Raw genomic sequence first — 15,701 nt, forward strand, 5'->3', positions numbered from 1 at the left:
GCCTGCGAGAGCGCCGGAAAGGTCCGGCGACTTCGCAGGCTTCCGGCGAATTCGCGCGTCGAGGCGAAGGCGTTAGTCCATTTTAGCCTCCGGCGGAGCCCTGGTCCGCGTCGAATCCGGCCAGGAGACGCCGGGAGGCCGTGTCCATGTGGAAGCGCATGGCCGCCGTCACGGCGGCCTCATCGCGTGATTCCAGGGCAAGGAAGATCCCGCGGTGCTCAGCCAGGGCCGATGCCATCTACTACGCGAAAACTCGCCGGCAGGCCAGGGCCGCGTCCGCGCCCAAGTCCGGGAAATCAGCACCACCGAGGACGCGATCAAGGACGCCGACGTCGTGATCCTCGCGGTCCCGGACACCGTCCTGGGCGTCGTGTCCCACGGCGTGGTTCCTCAGATGAAGTCCGGCGCCATCCTGCCCACCCTCGACCCGGCCGCCGCCGACGCCGGCCTGCTTGCCAAGCGCCTAGCCCCTGGCCGAATTCGCCGGAAGGCTGCGAGCCCGCCGGAAAAGTCCGGCGACCTCGCGGGCTTCCGGCGAATTCGCGCGCCCGGGCCAGGACGGGTCAGATGGTGCGCGGTGCCTTGGCCAGGTTCTCTGTGAGCTCGGCCGCGTTCTGCCGGATCACGTAGGCCGGGCGGTCCCGTTCCGTGCGCCAGCTTTCGGCGAGCGGGCCCATGTTGACGGTGTCGAAGCCGAATTCGTCGTAGAGCCTGGTCACCAGCTCGGCCGCTTCCGGGAAGTCGCTCGCCGTGGCCAGGGCACGGCGGTTCGGGGTGCCGGCCGGCGTCCCGTCCGTGGTGATCTGGGAGAACATGATGTGGTTGAAGGCCTTGGCCACCTTGGACTGGGGAAGGTGCTCCTGCAGCAGGCCGGACGTGGTGGCCTCGCCGGCATCCACGGCCGGGATATGCCCGTCGCGTTCCCAGTAGTAGTTGTTGGTGTCGAGAACGATCTTGCCGGCCAGCGGTTCCACGGGGACGTCCGGGATGCTCCTGAGCGGCACGGTGACGACGGCGAAGTCGCCGGCTGCGGCCGCCTCGGCCGGCGTTGCGGCCCGGGCCCGGGGCCCCAGTTCCGCGACGAGGTCCGCCAGGGTTTCCGGTCCACGCGAGTTGCTGATCACGACGTCGTAGCCGAGCTCCACGGCCTTGCGCGCGATCTGGCCGCCAATGTGTCCTGCACCGATGATTCCGATTGTTGTCATGCCGGAGCAACACCTTGGCAGGCGAAGATATTTCGCCGGTTAAGGACTGTGTGCGCCGGGGACCGTCAGGACACCGGCCGCGGCAGGCGAGTTCAAGTCGCCGGAAGCTTCCCCGCTCGCCGGAAAGTTCCGGCGAGCCCGCAGCGTTCCGGCGAATTCGCGCGTAGAGAGGCTCGCGCGTAGGGAGGCTAGCGCGTAGCGAGGCTAGGCCGTGGGGCCCGGTTCGTCGTCGGTGTCCGGGCCTTCTGCTGCGTCCTGGGAATGGGCGCGGTCGTCGAAGGGTTCAGCCGTTGCATCACCTTCGGCGGGGGTCTCGCTGTGGTGACGCTCGGGCGCCTGTGAGTCGTCGCTCATGTCCGCTCCTTAGCTGCTCCTGCGGTGGATTGCTGGCTATTTGAACATCTAGCTCCCGCAGCGAGAGGGCTGTCAAGGGCCCCTGGATCCTGGGGATTCAGGGCGTCCGGCCGCCGGGACGGCTGGAATCCCGTTTGACTTCCTTGCGGGGACGCAGGGCATAGTCGCGGGACCGCTTGCTGGAGAGCGCCAGAAGCAACAGGATGTCCAGGGTCAGGCCGGGGAGATTGGACTTCAGGGTGATGTCCGGGCCGCCGTAGAAAACATCGACGGCCTGGAAGCAGATGGCGGCCGTGCTCAGCGCCATGGCCACCGTCCGGGCCCAGTTTCGGCCGAGGAACACGAACCACGCCAGCAGGATCTCGGCCACGGCGAAGAGCAGGACAACCACCGTTGCGGCGCTGACGGCCAATTCCGCCTGGGCCTCCGTGACCGCCGGGCCGGCTACGGGCTGCACGAGTGAGCCGACGTGCGCGTCCTTGAAGAGCACCAGGGACAGGGCCAGCAGCGCGGCCGCCGCCGCGCGGGCACCAACGAAGACCGCCCCAACAATCGTGGTCGAAGGACGCCTGGTGCGGCCCTCGCCCGGGGCAGAGACGGACGCAAGCAAGCCCGCAGCGGTCGGCTCCGCGACGGTCTGCCGGAGATCGACGATCGGGAGATTGCCGTCGGTGCTGATGGTGTCACCCCCGCCGTTGCGCGCGTGATAGCCGGTGGAAAAATCACGGATCACCCTGAGCCCGGCCGCGGGATCGGCCCCGGTAATGGCGCCGACCACATGGTCGCGTTCGGCGTCGGTGTTCTCATCGATCTTGTGGGTGATCTGCAGGGTAAACAGGGACAGCCCGACGCTGCGGTCATACGTGCCGGCCGCCAACCAGTCGACGGCCAGCCCGCCCGGCAGCAGCCAGCCGGGCGGGCACCGCCAGAAGCGGACGTGGTGCCGTTTGCCCGGGGTGCCGTCGACTTCCTGCTGGTAGGCAAAATCCTGCTGGCGGCCGAACAGGAACAGCGGACTGACCGGGGCCTGAAGATAGCTGCGGCGCAGGAGGGTGGAGGAGACGATCCGCCGGCTGCTGGCCAGGGTCACGTCATCGGCCCTTGTCCAGCCCGCGGACCGCATCACGCCATGGATCTGCGGTTCCGATCCCAGCAGGGCTATGTTCACGGGATCACCCAGCAGCCCGTCGCTGGTGCGCGCCCGGCCGATGAAGTAGTCCGGAACGTAGAGCCGGGTCAGGATCCGGTGCAGACGGGGAAGCACCAGATAGGCGAGCAGGGCCCAGAAGATGAAGAGGAACCAGACCTGCGCCCAGCCCCATTCGAAGCTCAACTGCACGAGCAGCGCGGTCAGCCACACAGCCGCAACTCCGCCCACCACGAAGAACACGCTGTCCAGCACGGAGTACGGCACCGCTTCGGCGGGAGCTGTGACCTCAACCGCTGCCTTGGTCATGGCCGCCATACTACGCCCGCTGTCGACGGAGGGCTGGCTCGAAAGATGAATCTTCTGGCCCCAAGGTGGAGCGCGGCCGGATGTGACCTGCCTGTGACAGCCGCCGTGGATAGGGTGACAGCATGGAACCACTACTGAAAGTTTTGCGGCATTGGGGCGCCCCTGCGGCGGCCGTTCTCTTCTTCACGCTGTGGTGCGTGGCCGAGGCCGGGCGGATGGGCCCGGGCCTCCACACCTGGGAGGGGACGTGGCCGCTGATCCTCATGACGGCAGCGATTGCCTGCGCCGCCTGGAAGCCCTACGCGTCGCTCGGATTCACGGCAGGGCTGCTCGCGGGCCAACTCGGGTACGCCATTCCCGCGATGCACGCCAACCACTGGGCTATCTACCTCGGGGCGTTCGTGTCCCTGGCCTTCATCCAATGGACGGCCCGGCGAAGGACACGCTTCATTGCGGCGGCCGCCAACGTGGTGTTCGCCGCCGCCATGACCTTCCTGATGCTGTCCTGGCGCTACGGCAACGGCGTCGGCTGGTTCCCGCCACTGTACATGGGCGACCGGTGGACGTTTCGAGCCTACGGCTGGCAACTCTTTTCGCTGCTGCTGGTGATCGCGGCAGCCTGCGCCGCCGTCGGACTTCTGCTGGCGATGTACCAGGAACGCGGCAGCCTCTTCCAGGCCAGGACCATCGCCCAGACCAGCCTCAGGGAAGCCGAGGTGGACCTGATCGTGGAGCAGGAACGGACCCGGATCGGCCGGGACCTGCACGACGTCCTGGCCCACTCACTGGCCGTGATCGCGGCGCAGGCGGATGGCACCCGCTACCTGAGCAAGGACCAGCCGAGGGCCGTGCTTAACGCCCTGGAGAACATCGCGACGTCGGCCCGGAGCGCCCTGGTGGACGCGCAGCGCGTCATCGAGGGGGTGCACGACGACGGCATGGTCACGCCCCAGCCCCGGCTCAGCGACGTCGGGCCCCTCGTGGCGCGCATGCAGGGCAGCCTCAAGATCGAACAAAGCGAGTCCGGCGCGCCCGCCGAGCTCTCCGCCGGGCAGCAGCTCGCCGTATTCCGGATTATCCAGGAATGCCTGACCAACGCCCTGAAACACGGCGGCCGCGGCTCCGCGGTGCGGCTGCACCTGGACTGGAGCGGCCCGGGGCTGACCCTGCATGCGGCCTCCGGGATCCCGGAGACCACAGGCAGGGACAGCCCGGACCCCGCCGCCGAAACGCGGGTGGGCCGCGGCCTCGCCGGGATGCGGGAACGCGCCCACCTCGCCGGAGGCTGGATGACGTCCGGCCCGGATGGCGAGCAGTACCGGGTGACCGTCTTTATCCCCTACGGCACAAGGACGGCCGACGCCGACGCTGCCGCCGCCAGCGCGGAGCCGGACCTGGTTCCTGCGGGAAGCCCTGCAGCGCGCCCGGGAATGCCGCTGGCCGAAGCCGGCGACCGTGGCTGACGCCAGGGCGGCCATTACCGTGGCGATTGTCGATGACCAGGCCCTGTTCCGGGCGGGAATCCGGATGCTGGTGGAGAGCCAGCCCGACATGGCGATGGCCTGGGAAGCCGGCGACGGCGCGCAGGCGGCGGCATTCGCCGTCGAACGGTGCCCCGACGTGATGCTCATGGACCTGCGCATGCCGGTCCTTGACGGCGTCGGTGCCACACGGCGGATCGTGCGGCAGGCGGAGGCCGCAGGCACCGGCGCGCCGAAGATCATCGCCCTGACCACGTTCAACCGGGACCAAGCGGTGGTTGACGCCGTGCACGCCGGGGCCAGCGGCTACCTGCTCAAGAGCGCCGAACCGGAGTTCCTGCTCGCCGCGATCCGGACCGTGTACTCCGGGTACTCCGTGATTGCTCCGGGATCAGTGCAGGATTTGTTCCAGCATGCCGCCCGGACCGTGCCGGCCGGGGGACCGGACCTGTCCGCGCTGGAGGTGCTGTCTGCCCGGGAACGGGACGTCTTCCTGCTCGCGGCCAAGGGGCTGGCCAACGGTGAGATCGCCGGAAGCCTGTTCGTATCCGAGGCGACGGTCAAGACACACCTCAGGAGCGTGCTGGGCAAGCTGGGCCTCGGGACCCGGCTCCAGCTGGTGGCCTTCGCCTATGAACGCCGGCTGCTGGGCTGAAACCCGCTGCTGGGCTGAAACCCGGCTGGACCCTCGGCTGAGACTCGCCGAGGGCCGCTTGCGCGGCGACTTGCGCCGCCGGATTCCTCACTGCCGTAGCGTCAGAAGCTCACCGTCTGGGTCAGGTATCCGTAGTACTGTCCTCCGATCGGGTGGATGGGATCGCCGCCGAAGCCGTAGTCGTGGTGCCGCTTCGAGTACGACTTTGTCAGGTCCAGGTACTGCTCCATGACATCTTCGGCTGAACCCGTGCAGGCCTTCTGGCTGATGCAGAGGGCCACGGACCCTGCCACGGCCGGGCTGGCGAAGCTGGTGCCGTTGCTTACGTTGTAGCCGCCGGGCCAGGTGGAGAGCATGCACACGCCGGGGCCGGCGACCGTGTGGGCCTTGTCGTCACTCGTGGTGGCGAAGTTGGAGAAGAATGCCGGCTGGTCATCCTTTTGCCCGTACTTCGAAAAGTCGTCGGGGCCGCAGATCGGGGCGGCATCCCCGCCGGACTTTCCGTCGAAATCGCCCATGGCGGTGGCGGTCAGTACTTGGTCGTACGTGGCCGGCACTGTGTTGGCGAAGTCCTCACCGGCGTTGCCGGCCGCGACGGCATAGGTGACACCGGCCCGGACCGAGCGGCAGATGGCGTAGTGCATTGGGTCCGTGCCCTTGCCGCAGTTGGGAGTGTCCGCGGCGCCGCCGGCGATGCTGATGTTGGCCACGGCGATGTCGTTGCTGTCGTCATCGTCCTTGCGCGTCGAGGTCACCCAGTCAATCGCGCAGATCAGGCTTTCCTCGGAGATCAGGCCGGCGTCGTCAACCACACGGACAGACCACAGCGGAGTGCCCGGGGCGGTCCCGATGACGCCCAGGCGGTTGTTCCGGGCGCCGATCACGCCAGCGACGAAAGTTCCGTGCCCCAGGACGTCAACGGGGGTCACATCGACGGGGGAGCCGGACTGGCAGTCAACGCCGCCCTTGACGTTCAGGTCCGGGTGGGTCGCATCGATGCCGCTGTCGATCACGGCGACGTTGACGTTGATCCGGCTTGGCCCCCGGTCGAGGGCCTTCCGGACGTCTGAGCTGGTTCCGGCGATCCGCTTGCGCCAAAACGGCGTCTCCTGGGTGGCCGCGGTTCCAAGATCCCGCGGTTGCTGGAAGGTCCGGCCCGCCGTGACGAAGTCGACGTTGGGGTCGGCCTGGACGCGTTGCGCCTGGGCCGCCGTCAGGTTGGCAGAGTAGCCGTTCACAGCGTTGCGGTAGACCTTCGATGCCGTGAATCCGTAGGCGCTTTGCTGGGCGGCTGCCGCCGCTCCGGCGTCCACGACGCCGTCCTTGAGCACCACGATGTAGTTTTGTGCCGGATTGACGGCGTTCGAAGGGGCTGCCGCCACCAGGCCGCCGCCAGCCGCCAGGGCAAAGGCCGCCAGTGAGGCCAGCCCGCGCCCGAACCAAAATGTGTCCGGTCTGGGAAGGGACCTGCGCCGGTGTCTGCGCGGGGTCCGCGCCACCGATGTTAGCTTCGGTTTTGATGCCTTGCGGCTGGCTTGGCTGAACATCGTGGCCTCCCATTAAGCGAGTTCGCTAATTCGAGTGCCCCCCGCCCATATCTTAAGCCTCCGACCGCGTCTTACACCCGGGCCCTTTGGAAAAACTTCAGCCGGCCCCGGCGGCCGGCTCAGACGAGGCTGTCTTCCTTTGCGCGTGCGGAGGCGTTTTCCTGTGCCCGGCCAGCCGCGTGGGCCGACGTCGCGGCGTGGGCCGCGCCGGTGTAGGCCGCGCCGGTGTGGTGGCCGAACGGGTTGAACCGGCTGAAACCGAGCTCGGCAAAGGCATACGCGGTCTCGGCGTGTTCGGACCGGTCGACTCCGGCGAGTTCGTCCTCGCGGCTGACCCGGAAACCCAGCGTCTTGTGGATGGCGAGTCCGATCACCGCGGTCCCGAGGCCGGACACGGCCACCGTGATGAGGACGGCCACGGTCTGTGCGATGACCTGGTGGAGCCCGCCACCGTAGAACAGCCCGCCGCCGGCACCGTCCACCGGGAGCGCAATGAAACCGAGGGCGAGCGTGCCGATCAGGCCGCCGCCGAGGTGGACGCCGACGACGTCGAGCGAGTCATCGAAGCCAAACGTGAACTTCAGGTCCACGAACACGGCACAGGCCGCACCGGCCACGAAGCCAAGGCCCAGCGCGGCGAGCGGGCTGATGTTGGCGCACGACGGCGTGATCGCCACGAGGCCGGCGACGGCGCCGGACGCCGCGCCCAAGGAGGTGTGGTGGCCATGGCGGACCTTCTCGGTCACCAGCCAGCTGATCATGGCTGCGGCAGGGGCGGCGAGGGTGTTCACCCAGATCAGGCCGGCCTGCTCCACGGTGGTGGCGGCGCCGGCGTTGAAGCCGAACCAGCCGAACCACAGGATGCCCGCGCCGAGCATGATGAAGGGGATGTTGTGGGGGCGGTGACCGGGGTCCTTGCCGAAGCCGTGCCGGTTGCCCAGGATCAGGACCAGGACCAGCGCCGCGGTTCCGGACGCGATTTCCACTACGGTGCCGCCGGCGAAATCGATGACCTGGCCGAAGACGGCACTTACGGCGCCGCCGGCACTCATGAGGCCTCCGCCCCAGACCATGAAGGCCAGGGGGCAGTACACGAGGGTGATCCAGATGGGGACGAAGAGGGCCCAGGAGGTGAACTTCGCGCGGTCCGCGATGGCGCCGCTGATGAGGGCCACGGTGAGGATGGCAAAAGTGGCGCTGTAGCCGGCCTTGATCAGGTCCGGCGAACCAATGAGGCCGCTCAGGCCGAAGCTGGCGAACGGGTTTCCGACCACGCCGAGGACGCCTTGCCCGGTGCTCATCGAGTAGCCCCAGAGGACCCACACCACGCCGACGATCCCCACCGCGACGAAGCTCATCATCATCATGTTGAGCGAGGCCTTGGCCCGGGTCATCCCGCCGTAAAACAGGCCCAGGGCCGGGGTCATCAGCAGAACCATCGCTGCCGACACAATCATCCAGACGCTTCCAGCAGTGAGCTCCACCGGCGGGTCCCTTCTCGTCAGTCTTCCGTACCGGGACACGTCGCCGCCGGCCCCCCGATCCGGATTTAATCCTCGCGGAGCCATGTTTCCGGGAGTGAGGCGAAAAGTTGCGGGCACGTTACGGGAATCGCGACGGCGTGAAGTTCGCGTGACCGGCATGTTTCAGGAATGTAAACGGGACCTCATGTGGCCGCCGGACGCATGCCGTTCTGCGGCGCCGGAGGGCCGGGGCGGCGGACGGCGCGTCGCTGATCCACTGCCGGCGCTCCGCGGGCCACCGGCGCGACGAATTTCCGGTTACGACGTGTGGCCGGAGTGGACGCTGTTGCCGTTGCGGGGGGCCGTTGCGTTGGTTATCCGGTAGCGGACCAGCATTCCGGCGCTGATGTGATCGTTGACGTGGCAGTGGAACAGCCACGTGCCGGGGTCGTCAGGGACCATGTCGGCCGTCACCATGGTCGCCGGGAGCAAGCTCACTACATCGGTGCGCATTCCCAAAGCCGTCACGGTGTTGCCATGCCAGTGAGGGGTGTGCAGGTCCACCTCAGTGCCCATGCCCATAAGGTACCAGCGGACCCGTTCGCCCTTTTTCATGGTCATGGCGTCCAGTGGCAGGTTGCCGAAGACGTAGCCATTGACGGAGTGCATCAAGTTGCTCTCCTCGAACTCTTCATTGCCCGGGTCCACCGAAGCCGGGTCCCCGGCGAACCTGGTGATGTTGCGTTGCAGGTATGGGCTGGCGTTCTCGTCGCTGACCTTGAACTGCACGAAAAATTCGCGGTCCACATCCAACGGGGTGCCGTCCGTGCGCGCGGCGCTGGCCTTCGTTATGACCATGGGACCAACCAGGCCGGCGTAGTCATCGCCAACTTCATCCGTGTGCGAGTGGTACATCCACATTACGGAACTGCCGTCCATCGGGCCGGGGCCGGCACGGTCCGGAACTTTGTAGCTATAGGTGTAGACGATCCCCGGGGCGACAGCGTCGTCCCGATGATCTGCCGGGCTGGTCCCGTCGTTGTACGGGGCACCTTCACTGCCCTTGTCATAGAAGACGCCGTGGGTATGCACGGAGACGGGGCGGTCCAGGTTGTTTTTGAAGACCACCTTGATGGTGTCTCCGACGACGGCGCGGATGACCGGCCCCAGCATGCCTAGATGCCCGTCGGCAGCGGTCCTTGGCTTGAGCGTCCGGAAGGAGGAATTGGTGTACTCCCGGTACAGGGACTTGATGTAGGTGCTGCCGATGCGTTGCGGTCCCTGCTGAGTGAAGACGGCGGCGGTTTCGTCGAACGACTTACCCGTGATCTGGTCACTGCCGGTCGGCGCGTAGTTCCAGTCGACCTCATCCGCGCCGATGAAGTACGTGCGCGTCTGCGGCACGTAGTTCCCCTTGGCAGGCGCCGTTGCGGTGGCTGATCCGGAGATGACGATAATTGGGGCCAAGACCGCCACCATCCCCACAACCATGATGAGCACGATCCATCGCGGCCAGTATAACGGTGCCATCCGTGCTTGCCGAGGCGTCATGGCGTGTTCGCCCATGATGCTGTCCCCTTCCAAATCCGGCCTGCGGGATGACACGGCCTGACGGAACGGTAACAGGGGGACCTTTGACCAACCTTGGTCTGCATTCCAGAACCTGTGATTTAAAACGCCGGCCTGTCCAGCGGAATCTCAAGGCAGCGGCCGGAGGCGTTCCAGTGGCCGCGCGTGCCCAGCTGACCGCTCAGCCGCTGCATCCGGGCGGCAATGCCGGGTGCCGATCCGCGGGCCAGGCGCACCTGGAATCCGGCGATGATGGTCGGATGCAGCCGAAGCGTTCGGGGTGCGCCGGCGTCGGTGTCGAGCATGAACACGAAAGACTGGTCATTGCGCTCGACCGGGTCCATAGCGTAGTCGTCAATGAAGTCCCCGGCGCTGAAGATGATGGGACGGTTCCGGTGGATGCCGACGCCGCGAAATATGTGCGGCGAGTGGCCGAACACGACGTCGGCCCCGGCCTCGATGAGGTCCCGGGCAAGGTCCTGGTGCCCGGCCGGGACGTCGTAGCCCCAGTTGCCGCCCCAATGGGCTGACACGATGAGGACCTGGACGCGGGCCTTGGTCCTGGCGACCAGTTCCAAGAGTCCGTCCCGCCGTGCCCGGCGCCGGCCGCCGCCGCCTGTCACGGGATCGTCGGTCACGGGAACGTCATGAACGGAAACGTCGTCCACCGGGACATAGTAGACCCCGGGAGCCGCGGTGCCCGCCTCCCAGCCGGGCTCGTTGTCTGTGAAGGCAATGAATCCGACGGCGMCGGCGCCCMCGCGCCACACGGCCGGGCGGCGGGCGGTCTCCAGGTCGGGGCCGGCCCCGGCATGGAGGATGCCGCAGCCGTCCAGCGCCGGCAGCATCTCCCCGAACGCGTCCTGGCCGAAATCCAGGACGTGGTTGTTGGCGAGCGAGACGACGTCGATCCCGGCCGCGAGGAGGCTGGCCACATTCTTCGGGTCCGAGCGGAAATGGAAGATCTTGCCGGGCTCGGGCTCGCCGCCGGCCGCCAGGACACACTCGAGGTTGGCGACGCGGACATCGGCCTGCTCCAGGACCGCCAGTGTGTCGCCCCACGGGTAGGCAGGCCTGGCCGCTGCCAGGTGCCGGTTCACCAGCCGGCCCAGCATGACGTCTCCCAGCAGCGCGATCAGCATGGACTGCCTGCCTGCCTGCCTGTCAGGGCCGGGGGCTAGCTTTGGTAGCCTTCGACCTCGCTGACCGGCCGCACTTCCGCCTCGTCGGGGTTCTCGCCATAGTCTTTTTTCGCGCGCCGCTGGCGGAGCAGGTCCCAGCACTGATCCAGTTGTTCTTCCACCTGCTGCAGCCGGAGGACGTCCGGGCCTCCGGTCCCGCCAGACTGGGTTGAGCCTTCGCGGAGGCCGTGTTCCTCCTCCACCAGGGCCTTGATGCGCTCCAGGATGTCTTGGTTGTCCATGGTGTCCTCTTTCGTCCGACGGCGGCGGGCCGCCTTCTCTTCGCAGGGTCCACTTCCAGCAGGTCCCCTTCCAGCCTACGGAGGGGATGGTGCGGTGAACAGGGGCGCCCGGGCCCGGCGCCGGACGGCGCTGTCTGGCGTCTGCGGCCTAGCCAAGGAGTTCGTCCGGGTAGCACCAGCGCCAGTCCTCGCCCGGCTCGACGCTGCGCATGACGGGGTGGCCGCTGAGCTGGAAGTGTTTGTACGCGTGGGTTCCCGGCGAGGAATCGCAGCAGGCCACGTTGCCGCACTGCAGGCACATCCGCAGATGCACCGTCGTCGTCCCCTCCCGTTCGCACGCCTCACAGGAGGGACCAGACGGGACGGTGAGATCCGGGGCGGACTCCAGGTGCGGACAAACGCCGCGGGGCCGGGCGATTCCCTCGCCGCCGCTGCCGCCGTCCGCGTCCGGTTCCTCCAGTGCGGCGTCCAGCATGGACTCTTCGACGTCGAGGCGGTCAAGGACGTTGACCAGGACCTCGTGCGCGTATCCGCCGCCGCGCCGAAGCTCGAGGACCTTGGTGCGCTCCGCGTCCAGCATCGCCAGCCGGAGTTGGGCGTACCGCTGGCTGGGGGTGGCGGCTTCGGCGGACGGCCGGCCCAGCCGCTCCCATGCGGCCAGCCCGCGCTCCTGGGTGCGCCGTTTCAGCATCGCCACGACTTCGGGGGGATCGGCGTCCGAACGCAGTTCCTGGAGCCGCTGCACGCCCGCCGCCGTAGCCATCTGCATCAGCGACGCCTCGTTGAGCGCGTCCTCGCGCTGGTCCGGTCCCTTCACGTGCAGCAGCCGGACCAGGGCCGGGAGCGTGAAACCCTGCAGGGTCAGCGTGCCGGCCACCACCACGAGGGCCATCAGGATCAGGACCGACCGGTGCTCCAGCTCCGCTGGCAGGACCAGGACGGCGGCAAGCGTCACCACGCCGCGCATGCCGGCCCAGGAGACGATCGCCGGAAATTGCCAGGGCGGCGCGGGATCCTTGCGCCGGACCGCGGGAATGAGCCGCGGCAGGTACGTTGCGGGGAAGACCCAAACCGGGCGCAGGACCAGCACGGCCAGCAGCACGGCGGCACAGCCGAACCAAATCCGTTCCGGCCCCAGCGAGTCATCCCGGACGCCCTCAATGATGGTCCGGACCTGCAGCCCGATCAGCAGGAAAACGGAGTTCTCCAGCAGGAACTGGACCGTGTGCCAATTGCTGCGCTGGCTCAGCCGTGCCGCCCCGTTTGGCATGGACGGCGCCTTGGTCCCCATGATCAGCCCGGTGACGACGACGGCCAGGACGCCGGAGGCGTGGATCGCTTCCGCCGGGAGATAGGCCACAAGCGGGGCGATCAGGGAGGTGGAAGTGTTGATGGCCACGTTGCGGATCCGCTTGCGGAGCGCGGTGAGTACGAAGGCCGCGGCAACGCCCACCGCCACGCCCCCGCCGGCGGCCAGGACGAAGCCGCCGGCAATCTCCGCGGCGGAGACAGCCCCGGCGATCGCGGCGATGGCAGCACGCAGGCAGACCAGCGCCGTGGCGTCGTTGACCAGCGATTCGCCCTCCAGGATGGTGACAACCCGGCGGGGCATGCCCACCTTTCGCGCAATCGCCGTCGCAGCCACGGCGTCCGGGGGCGCGACGACGGCGCCCAGGGCCATGGCGGCCGCCAGCGGGATCTCGGGAAACAGCCAGGCGACCGCCAGCCCGATGCTGACGGTGCCGAAAATGACGTAGCCCACCGACAACAGGCCGATGGAGCGGCGGTTGGAACGGAAATCGAACAGCGAGGTCTGCAGCGCCGCCGCATAGAGCAACGGCGGCAACAGCCCGACCAGAACGATTTCGGGGTTCAGCTCGATGGTCGGTACGAACGGCAGGAACGAGCACACCACGCCGACCAGCACCAGCAGCAGGGGGACGGAGAGGTTGATCCTTTGGCCCAGTGCGCTGCAGGCACAGATGATGGCTACGAGGGCCAGCAGCCCGAAAGCGACTTCCATTGGCCTATTCTCTCAGCTTCCCGTCCTGTGCCGGCGGGGTCCCTGCAATGCATCATCAGCTTGCTTACGACTTGGTGGTTTTCTAGAGTTAAGTCTGCAAACCAAGTGGGACACTGCGCTGGCGCCGGCACTGAACGAATGTTGCCCGGCCCGCGCCCGGCACGAGGAGGACATATGTCAGAGCACAATCTTTCCGGCAAGAAGGTCGCGTTCCTGCTGACGGACGGTGTGGAGCAAGTGGAGCTGACCAGCCCGTGGGATGCCGTCAAGGAAGCCGGCGGTGTGCCAACCCTGGTCTCGCCGAAGAGCGGAGAGCTGCAGGGTTACGACGGCACCGACAAGGGGCAGCGGTTCGCCGTCGACCTCGCCGTGGGGCGGGCCGATGCCGCCGATTTCCACGCCCTGGTCATCCCTGGCGGCGTGGTCAACGCCGATCACCTCAGAGTCGACAAGGAGGCCCAGGCGTTCACGCGTGCCTTCTTCGAGCAGCACAAGCCCGTCGCCGCCATCTGCCACGGCCCGTGGCTGCTCATTGACGCCGGCGTGGTCAGCGGCAGGAACCTGACCTCGTACCACACGCTGCAGACGGACCTGAGGAATGCCGGCGCGATCTGGACTGACGAGGAGGTCGTGGTGGACCAGGGCCTGGTGACCAGCCGCAGCCCGCGTGACCTTCCGGCCTTCAACGCCAAACTCCTTGAGGAAATCGCCGAAGGCGAGCACGCAGGCCAGACGCCGTAGCCGTACTCCCGCCGCAGCGGGGGGGGGGCGGACCGTGCACCGTCGTCGTTGCCGCCCGGCCGGCGCCCCAACAGCAAGGAGTTTCGGACATGACTACGCTCAATCCCTACCTCGGCTTCCGCGACAACGCGAAAGACGCCATGACCTTCTACCAGTCGGTGTTCGGCGGGGAACTGACCATGAGTACCTTCGCCGAATACCACGCCAGCGAAGACCCGGCGGAGCAGGAGAAAATCATGCATGCCCAGCTCAGGACGGACGCCGGCATGGTGCTGATGGGCGCGGACACGCCCAACAGCATGGACTTCACCCCGGGCAACAACTTTTCCGTGTCCCTGAGCGGATCCAACGAAGCTGAGCTCCGCGGCTACTTCGACAAGCTGGCCGATGGCGGCACAATCGCCATGCCGCTGGAGAAGGCACCTTGGGGCGACATCTTCGGCATGTGCAAGGACAGGTTTGGCGTGGACTGGCTGGTGAACGTCGGCTCCGAGCCCGCCTAGGACGGGCCCTCGGCCGCGCCGGCAGTAAGGGCTATCCTGAATGCAGCCAGGACAGTGCAAGCACGAGTCCATCCCCTGGCCAAGGGAGCCATGCAATGACCGAGAAGCTGCACCTCAGCCCGGAAGATGACTTCCCGGAAGATCTCAGCAAGTTGCCGGACAAGGACCTTCAGGTCCTCGACAGCCAAGTCGAGCGCCAACTGGATTATGAGTACGTGGTGGAGGGGGAGCCGAATCCGGAGACGGAATTCCGGCACTTTGACCTCGATGAGGAGTTCGAGGAGCGGGACAAGCGGGACAACTGATCCGCGGGCTCATCCTGAAAGGGCCGCCCGCCCCGCACGGCGTCGGGGCCCAGGCCAGCAGGCTTACTAGACTGGGCTGACCACCCGGCGACGAAACGAGCCCTTCATGACCCCGGCAGTTGCCACGTGGTCCCTCCTGTACCCGTGCTCCCCGCCGCGGTCGTTCACAGCATGACAGGTCCGGTTCGCCTGGAGATTTCAGCCGCGGGCCATGCCGGCCTCATCTTCGCCTCGCGCGAAATGGCCGGCGGGTCCGCGCCCGCCGTCGTGCTCATCCACGGAATCGGCGCGTCACACCGCTACCTGCGCCGGCTGCACCGGCTCCTGGCCGGGTCGATGGAGACCTACTCCATCGACCTGCCGGGATTCGGTGCCACACCCAAGCCTGCGTACCAGCTGTCCATTGCCGACCACGCCCGTTACATCCTCGGCGCCATGGAGCAGCTTGGCGTCGCGGAAATAGTGCTGGTGGGGCACTCAATGGGAACACAGATGGCCCTGGAGGCGGCCCTTCAGCAGCCGGAACAGATCTCGAATGTGGTGCTGATGGGTCCCGTGGTGGACCCCAGGCACGGATCCGTGGCACAGATGGCCCTGGCGCTGGGCCGTGACTGCCTGTTCTACGAGAGCCCCTCCTCGAATGCCTTGGTTTTTACCGACTACCTGCGTTGCGGCCCTTCCTGGTACTTCAAGACCCTGCAGGTCATGATGGAGTACCCGATGGAACAGAAGATCGCCGGCGTCAGCGCACCGGTCCTCGTGGTGCGCGGCGCCAACGACCCCATCGCGGATGCAGGCTGGTGCCGCCGGCTGGCCGGGCTCGCCAGCCGCGGGCGGCTGCTGGAGGTGCAGGGAACCGGGCACGTCGTCCAGCACAACCGGGCCCTCGAGGTGCGGGACGGCATTCTGGCGTTCACGGGCCTTGGCGCGGCGGCGGGCGAGCCGCTGCCCGGAAGCCCGGCCTGACCGCACTGCC

17 protein-coding genes are annotated in these 15,701 nt (G+C 67.5%); 6 read left to right on the forward strand and 11 right to left on the reverse strand.

Going from position 1 to position 15,701, the window contains the following annotated elements; translation table 11 throughout:
• Positions 1-82: 82 nt before the first annotated feature.
• The 5 genes from AC1DZV_RS15775 to AC1DZV_RS15795 all read right to left on the reverse strand — a co-directional run bounded on the left by AC1DZV_RS15775 (position 83) and on the right by AC1DZV_RS15795 (position 3,015).
• A complete protein-coding gene (locus AC1DZV_RS15775; RefSeq protein ID WP_476951744.1) occupies positions 83-238 on the reverse strand; it encodes a hypothetical protein in 156 nt (51 codons plus the stop codon).
• A 3-nt stretch (positions 239-241) separates the two neighbouring features.
• Positions 242-379: a hypothetical protein gene (locus tag AC1DZV_RS15780; protein WP_476952449.1), complete on the reverse strand. Its 138-nt coding sequence runs from the start codon at positions 377-379 to the stop codon at positions 242-244.
• Between the two features lie 184 nt (positions 380-563).
• Complete coding sequence (locus AC1DZV_RS15785) at positions 564-1,205, reverse strand: NADPH-dependent F420 reductase (RefSeq protein WP_476954069.1); 642 nt, start codon at positions 1,203-1,205, stop codon at positions 564-566.
• A 204-nt stretch (positions 1,206-1,409) separates the two neighbouring features.
• The gene (locus AC1DZV_RS15790; protein WP_164468554.1) at positions 1,410-1,559 is read right to left on the reverse strand and encodes a hypothetical protein; all 150 of its coding nucleotides are present in this window, start codon (positions 1,557-1,559) and stop codon (positions 1,410-1,412) included.
• 97 nt (positions 1,560-1,656) lie between these two features.
• Positions 1,657-3,015, reverse strand: coding sequence for an LssY C-terminal domain-containing protein (locus tag AC1DZV_RS15795; RefSeq protein ID WP_476954070.1), 1,359 nt, complete (start codon positions 3,013-3,015; stop codon positions 1,657-1,659).
• Between the two features lie 122 nt (positions 3,016-3,137).
• On the opposite strand from AC1DZV_RS15795, the gene AC1DZV_RS15800 reads away from it, so the two are divergent.
• The gene (locus AC1DZV_RS15800; RefSeq protein ID WP_476951740.1) at positions 3,138-4,478 is read left to right on the forward strand and encodes a sensor histidine kinase; all 1,341 of its coding nucleotides are present in this window, start codon (positions 3,138-3,140) and stop codon (positions 4,476-4,478) included.
• The gene (locus AC1DZV_RS15805; RefSeq protein ID WP_476954071.1) at positions 4,471-5,151 is read left to right on the forward strand and encodes a response regulator; all 681 of its coding nucleotides are present in this window, start codon (positions 4,471-4,473) and stop codon (positions 5,149-5,151) included. The genes AC1DZV_RS15800 and AC1DZV_RS15805 overlap by 8 nt, the downstream gene beginning before the upstream one ends.
• A gap of 101 nt (positions 5,152-5,252) precedes the next feature.
• Here AC1DZV_RS15805 and AC1DZV_RS15810 read toward each other — a convergent pair whose 3' ends face one another.
• From AC1DZV_RS15810 to AC1DZV_RS15835, 6 genes are all read right to left on the reverse strand, one after another.
• A complete protein-coding gene (locus AC1DZV_RS15810; protein WP_476951738.1) occupies positions 5,253-6,533 on the reverse strand; it encodes a S8 family peptidase in 1,281 nt (426 codons plus the stop codon).
• Positions 6,534-6,817: 284 nt separating this feature from the next.
• Complete coding sequence (locus AC1DZV_RS15815; RefSeq protein ID WP_476954072.1) at positions 6,818-8,182, reverse strand: ammonium transporter; 1,365 nt, start codon at positions 8,180-8,182, stop codon at positions 6,818-6,820.
• Between the two features lie 297 nt (positions 8,183-8,479).
• On the reverse strand, positions 8,480-9,628 hold the full coding sequence (locus AC1DZV_RS15820) for a multicopper oxidase domain-containing protein (RefSeq protein WP_476951736.1): 1,149 nt from the start codon (positions 9,626-9,628) through the stop codon (positions 8,480-8,482).
• A 203-nt stretch (positions 9,629-9,831) separates the two neighbouring features.
• Entirely contained in the window at positions 9,832-10,872 is a 1,041-nt protein-coding gene (locus tag AC1DZV_RS15825) for a CapA family protein (RefSeq protein WP_476954073.1), read from the reverse strand.
• Positions 10,873-10,907: 35 nt separating this feature from the next.
• Positions 10,908-11,153, reverse strand: a complete 246-nt coding sequence (locus AC1DZV_RS15830) for a DUF2630 family protein (protein ID WP_476951734.1) — start codon at positions 11,151-11,153, stop codon at positions 10,908-10,910.
• 148 nt (positions 11,154-11,301) lie between these two features.
• The gene (locus AC1DZV_RS15835) at positions 11,302-13,176 is read right to left on the reverse strand and encodes a Na+/H+ antiporter (RefSeq protein ID WP_476951733.1); all 1,875 of its coding nucleotides are present in this window, start codon (positions 13,174-13,176) and stop codon (positions 11,302-11,304) included.
• A gap of 174 nt (positions 13,177-13,350) precedes the next feature.
• On the opposite strand from AC1DZV_RS15835, the gene AC1DZV_RS15840 reads away from it, so the two are divergent.
• The 4 genes from AC1DZV_RS15840 to AC1DZV_RS15855 all read left to right on the forward strand — a co-directional run bounded on the left by AC1DZV_RS15840 (position 13,351) and on the right by AC1DZV_RS15855 (position 15,691).
• Positions 13,351-13,917, forward strand: coding sequence for a type 1 glutamine amidotransferase domain-containing protein (locus tag AC1DZV_RS15840; protein ID WP_476954074.1), 567 nt, complete (start codon positions 13,351-13,353; stop codon positions 13,915-13,917).
• Between the two features lie 89 nt (positions 13,918-14,006).
• On the forward strand, positions 14,007-14,420 hold the full coding sequence (locus tag AC1DZV_RS15845; protein WP_476951731.1) for a VOC family protein: 414 nt from the start codon (positions 14,007-14,009) through the stop codon (positions 14,418-14,420).
• Between the two features lie 95 nt (positions 14,421-14,515).
• Positions 14,516-14,725 (forward strand): hypothetical protein, encoded by a 210-nt coding sequence (locus tag AC1DZV_RS15850; RefSeq protein ID WP_476951730.1) that lies wholly within the window; start codon positions 14,516-14,518, stop codon positions 14,723-14,725.
• A gap of 171 nt (positions 14,726-14,896) precedes the next feature.
• Positions 14,897-15,691, forward strand: coding sequence for an alpha/beta fold hydrolase (locus AC1DZV_RS15855; protein ID WP_476954075.1), 795 nt, complete (start codon positions 14,897-14,899; stop codon positions 15,689-15,691).
• Positions 15,692-15,701 lie beyond the last annotated feature (10 nt).

The sequence above is a fragment of the Arthrobacter sp. P1_D12 genome, from assembly GCF_056406175.1.